The organism is Acidobacteriota bacterium, assembly GCA_030774055.1.
GTDB lineage: Bacteria > Acidobacteriota > Terriglobia > Terriglobales > Acidobacteriaceae > JACPNR01.
This window is the reverse complement of record JALYLW010000105.1, coordinates 1-5,018: the sequence shown is the minus strand read 5'-3', so window position 1 is coordinate 5,018 and position 5,018 is coordinate 1. Positions and strand designations below refer to the sequence as shown.

General features: G+C 63.4%; 6 protein-coding genes. 5 read left to right on the top strand and 1 reads right to left on the bottom strand.

Annotated elements, in window-relative coordinates; all coding sequences use genetic code 11:
• Window positions 1-40 precede the first annotated feature (40 nt).
• Window positions 41-694, bottom strand: a complete 654-nt coding sequence (locus M3P27_08705; protein ID MDP9268387.1) for a CBS domain-containing protein — start codon at window positions 692-694, stop codon at window positions 41-43.
• 236 nt (window positions 695-930) lie between these two features.
• Between M3P27_08705 and M3P27_08700 the strand changes: the two genes are divergently transcribed.
• From M3P27_08700 to M3P27_08680, 5 genes are all read left to right on the top strand, one after another.
• The gene (locus M3P27_08700) at window positions 931-2,061 is read left to right on the top strand and encodes a DUF1574 family protein (GenBank protein ID MDP9268386.1); all 1,131 of its coding nucleotides are present in this window, start codon (window positions 931-933) and stop codon (window positions 2,059-2,061) included.
• The gene (locus M3P27_08695; GenBank protein MDP9268385.1) at window positions 2,048-3,448 is read left to right on the top strand and encodes an MBOAT family protein; all 1,401 of its coding nucleotides are present in this window, start codon (window positions 2,048-2,050) and stop codon (window positions 3,446-3,448) included. The genes M3P27_08700 and M3P27_08695 overlap by 14 nt, the downstream gene beginning before the upstream one ends.
• Window positions 3,449-3,655: 207 nt before the next feature.
• Window positions 3,656-4,216, top strand: a complete 561-nt coding sequence (gene efp / locus M3P27_08690; protein MDP9268384.1) for an elongation factor P — start codon at window positions 3,656-3,658, stop codon at window positions 4,214-4,216.
• A 4-nt stretch (window positions 4,217-4,220) separates the two neighbouring features.
• Window positions 4,221-4,517 carry an acylphosphatase gene (locus M3P27_08685; GenBank protein ID MDP9268383.1) on the top strand — a complete coding sequence of 99 codons (297 nt, stop codon included), beginning with the start codon at window positions 4,221-4,223 and terminating at the stop codon, window positions 4,515-4,517.
• 22 nt (window positions 4,518-4,539) lie between these two features.
• A partial coding sequence (locus M3P27_08680; protein MDP9268382.1) for an adenine phosphoribosyltransferase occupies window positions 4,540-5,018 on the top strand: 479 nt, incomplete at its 3' end.

Here is a 5,018-nt window from a genome sequence, read left to right as displayed (position 1 = left end):
GCCCCGTCTCTACCGGGCGCGGAAGGGTGACTACGGTCGCTCAGCTCGCCCGGCGTCTGCCGGTCGAGCGGCGCGGCGCCACCTTCGCCGCGACTTTCTTTTGGTTTTGGCTCTGTTTCGTTCGACTGGCACGGTTGGAGACGCCCTGCGCGGACTTCTTCTGCTCAGTCTTTCTCTGCTCACGACGGGCATTTTGCGCTTCGCGCTCGCTGGCCGATCGCGAGCCGGTGCTCGCGGGCTGCGAGGTCGAACGCTGCTTGCGTCCCTGGCCTTTCACGCCCTGCGACACTTCTTCGAGCGTCTCGGCGGTGGTCTCTTCTTCGCTTTCGCTGGCGTTGACGGCGATGTCGCCGAGCGAGAGCATGCCGACGAGCTTGCCGTTCTTCGCCACCGGGAGGCGGCGGATCCGCGCCTCCGCCATTTTGCGGGCAGCGTCGTCGACGTCGGATTCGGGGTCGATGGTCTTCACGCCGGTGGACATCACGTCTTCAGCGGTGCAGTCGTTCGCGTCTTTGCCGTCGGCGACGCAGCGCAACACGATGTCGCGGTCGCTGACCACGCCAATGACGCGGTCATCGTCGACGATGGGGATCACCCCCACGTCCTCCTCTTTCATCATGGTGGCGATCTCGAGCAGCGTGGTGTCGGGCGTGGCGGTGCGTGGATCCGAAGTCATGATCTCGTGGACCTTCATATAGAACTCCTCCTCGAACTTGAATGTGGATCTCGGTGGGCCGATCGCGTCTCCAGTAGGAAATCACGACGCGCTACCGGAGTTGCCAAGGAGAAATCATTTGGCAGTAGAAAACTGTGCACTTCGGCGCAGTGACTGAGAGTGTTGCTTCGCGGCTGCGTGCGATAATCGGGCGCATCGCACGCAAAATGTTGAGTGGGCAGAGGTTGAGAGAGGCAATCCCCGAGGGAAGCCGGATGCAGTACGTTAGCGTGGAAGCTCCCGCCATCGCCGCGGAAGGGCCTGCGTCGCAGGCCGCCGCGTGGCGGAGGTTCGTCCGCCGCTTTCTTGGATTGCTGTTCGCGCTGCTTGCAGCCATCGGGTTGCTGAACTATCTCGTCAACCCGGAGGGCATCTACTCCGCCCATCTGCTGCCACCGGTGACGTGGAACACGCGCGCGGCCAAGGCGGAGCTGTTGGCCGCGGCTGCGCTTTCTTCGCAGACCAATCCGCAGACAAGACCAGAAGCGCTCATCCTCGGCTCGTCACGGCTGATGACGATCGCGCCGGCGGAGGTCGAGCGCGTCACCGGATTGCGTACCTTCAACGCGGCGGTGAACGCCGCCTACAGCGAAGACTTCTACGTGCTGCTGCGTTACGCGGTCGAGCGCGCGGGCGTGCGGCCGCAGCTGGTGCTCATCGGACTCGACGCCGAAGCTTTCCATGATCATGAACCGGAGAACGAATACCTCATGCAGCCCAACGCGCTCGGCGGATACCTGCAGAAGGGCGAGGCCCGGGGCGCGGCGTGGCGCCGCTTCACCAACCTGTTCACCGTCTACCAGACCAAGCTGAGTTTCCTGTCGCTCTACGACCGCATGGGGGGGAAGAAAGTGAACGCGGTGGAGTTCGCGGCCGACGGGTCGATCAAGGAAGATCCGTGGCTGCGGCAGCGCGCGGCAGGAAACTATGACTTGCAGGCGAAGATCGAAGGCACGGCCGCGGAGTACATCCCGCGCTACCAGAGTTACACCGGCGTCGCGCGCGACCGGCTCGATTACTTTGCCGCCACGCTGCGTTACGCGCGCGAGCAGGGCGCGCGCGTGATCGTGTTCGCTACGCCGGTGCATCCCGAACTGGAGCGGGCGTTGGCGCCCTTTGGCTATCCGCAGCGCAAGCGCGAAGCCTACGCCGCGGCGCAGCAGGTGGCGCAGCGCGAGAGTGCGGAGTTCGTGGACTTGAGCCGGCCTGAGAGTTTTGGCGGTGCGGCCGAGCATTTCTACGATGGCGTCCACGTGGACGCGTATAACGCCGAGCGGCTGGTCGTCTTTCTGGCAAAAGTCCCGCTCGCAAATCAGACAGGGCCGAGCACGCATGCTGTTCAATAGCTACATCTTCATCTTCGTCTTCCTGCCCATCGTGCTGCTGGGATGGTGGAAGCTGCGCAGCGTCTTTCATTCGAACGACGCGGCGCGGCTCGCCTTCCTCACGCTCGCGAGTTACGTGTTCTACGGCTGGTGGGACTGGCGCTTCCTGCCGCTGATGTGGGCGTCGACCACGGTGGACTGGATCGCCGGGCAGAAGATCGCGGCGAGCGAAGACGCCGCGTATCGCAAGCGCTGGCTGGCGGCGTCGATGACGTTCAACCTCGCCATCCTTGGCTTCTTCAAGTATTACGGATTCTTCGCGGCGAGCGTGAACGAGACGGCGGTGAAGCTGGGGATGAGCGGGTTCGCACCCATGCTGGTGATCGTGCTGCCCATCGGCATCTCGTTCTATACCTTCAATTCGATGTCGTACACCATCGACATCTATCGCCGCGTGGTGAAGCCGGCGAAGAGCCTGCTGCATTTTTCCACCTTCGTCGCGATGTTTCCGCACCTGGTTGCGGGTCCGATCGTGCGCTACTCCGACATCGAAGACCAGTTCAATGAGCTGAAGAAGAAGCTGCCGTGGGACGAGGCCGCCACCGGCATTTACTTTTTCGTCGTCGGCATGGCGAAGAAGCTGCTCATCGCAGACCAGCTTGCCGGTCCGGTGAATGCCTACTTCGCCGCGCCCAATGGGCAAGGCGCGCTCGCGGCGTGGCTGGGCGTGCTCGGCTACACCTTCCAGATCTACTTCGATTTTTCCGGCTACAGCGATATGGCCGTCGGACTCGCGCACCTGCTCGGCATCCAGTTCCCCATCAATTTCAATTCGCCGTACAAAGCGGTGAACATCTCCGACTTCTGGCGGCGCTGGCACATCTCGCTCTCGACCTGGCTGCGCGACTACCTGTTCATCCCGCTGGGCGGCTCGCGCAAAGGCATGGCGCGCACCGCGGTGAACCTGTTCATCACCATGTTCCTGGGCGGGTTGTGGCACGGCGCCAACTGGACGTTCGTGTGTTGGGGCCTGTACCACGGCGTGCTGCTCGCGGGCTACAACCTGCTGCGGGAGCGCGGCCTGGTTCCAAAGTCGGTGGCGCTCGGACGCGCCCTAACGTTCTTGCTGGTCGGGTTCGGCTGGGTGTTCTTCCGCTCCGCGACGCTGGCGCAGGCGATGGGCATCTTCCGCGAGATGTTCGGCGCGGCCGGCGTGGGCTCGCTGCACGCCAACGCCATGTATGTGGCGACGATCATGGTGGCGTGGGCCATCGCCAACTTCGCGCCGAATTCATGGGAGATCAAGTTCGAGCCCAAGCCGCGTTACGCGTATGCGCTGGCCATCGTGCTGGGGTGGACGATCTTGCTGCTGCAGAAGGAAAGCCCGTTCTTGTACTTCCAGTTTTGAGATGTTTTGACACTTGAGATGCTTCGTCACCGATACCCCGGCTGGAGAGGACGCCGGCCCTCGGTTCCTCAGCATGACCAATGCTAGAATCTAATGTGTAATCCTGCCTCGCTGCCCCCGTTCGTCTAGCAGGGCCGGCGGCGCGATCCGGCGGCGAATCGTCTCAGGAAGACATTTTTTTAGTAACCCCAGGAGAAGTCTTCAGTCATGGCCATCACCGCGACACTGCTGCGCCCCGGCGCGGTCATCATGCACAACAAGGATCTGCACCAGGTATTCAGCGTGGAGCACCGCACCCCGGGGAACAAGCGCGGGTTCATCCAGGCGAAGCTGCGCAACCTGCGCACCGGCGCGATGATGGACTACAAGTTCCGCGCCGAGGATTCCGTCGACAAAGTGGTGCTCGACGAGGTCCAGATGGAATACCTCTATAAAGATGGCGACGACTACTACTTCATGAACACCGAGAACTACGAGCAGCTGCACCTGACGCGCGATACGCTCGGTGACGCGGTGGAGTACCTCACGCCCAACCTGCAGATCAAGATCGAGTTCCACGACGAGAAGCCGGTGGGCGTGGAGCTGCCGCAGACGGTGGACCTGACCGTGATCGAGACCGAGCCGGGGATAAAGTCGGCAACCGCTTCGAGCGTGACCAAGCCGGCCAAGACCGAGACCGGGCTCATCGTGCAGGTGCCGCCGTTCATCGGCGAGGGCGAGAAGATCCGCGTGGACACCAGCGAAGGCACGTACCTTTCCCGCGCGTAAGCCGTTGGCAGAAGCCGCACAAGTCGAGACCAGGCGCTACGTGGTAAAAGGCCGCGTGCAGGGTGTGGGCTTCCGCTTCTATGTGGAGCGCGAGGCGCGCAGCCTGGGGATCGCCGGGTGGGTGCGCAACGCGCCCTCGGGCGCGGTAGAGGTGCTGGCCACCGGCACGCGCGAGCAACAGGTCGCGCTGCGCGGCAAACTCCACCAGGGACCGCGCGCGGCGCGGGTGGACGACGTCAGCGAAACCGAAGCGCAGCCGGTGCCGGAGCTGAACACGTTCCGCATCGAGGGTGCGTGGTAAACCAGGGGGCGAGGTAGACCTGATGCCAGAGACTTCAGCAACGAGTTCCGCAACCACTTCCATAAACCAGGCACGCATGGACTGCACCCATCTGAAGAAGCTCATCCGCGAGATCCCCGACTTCCCCAAGCCGGGCATCCTGTTCTACGACATCACCACGCTGCTCAAGGACGCGGCCGCGTTCAAGGAGTCGATCGGGCTGATGCTCGAGCCCTTCCGCGGCACGCAGATCGACATCGTGGTCGGCATGGAGAGCCGCGGCTTCATCTTCAGCGCACCCATGGCGATCGAGCTCGGCGCAGGCTTCGTGCCCGTGCGCAAGCTGGGCAAGCTGCCGGCAGAGACAGCGAGCGTCGAGTACGCGCTCGAGTACGGCGACGCGATCCTCGAGCTACACGAGGACGCGATCCCGGCCGGAACACGCGTCCTGATCCACGACGACCTGCTCGCGACCGGCGGAACCTCGGCCGCGAAGGTACAGCTCGTCGAGCAGCTCGGGGG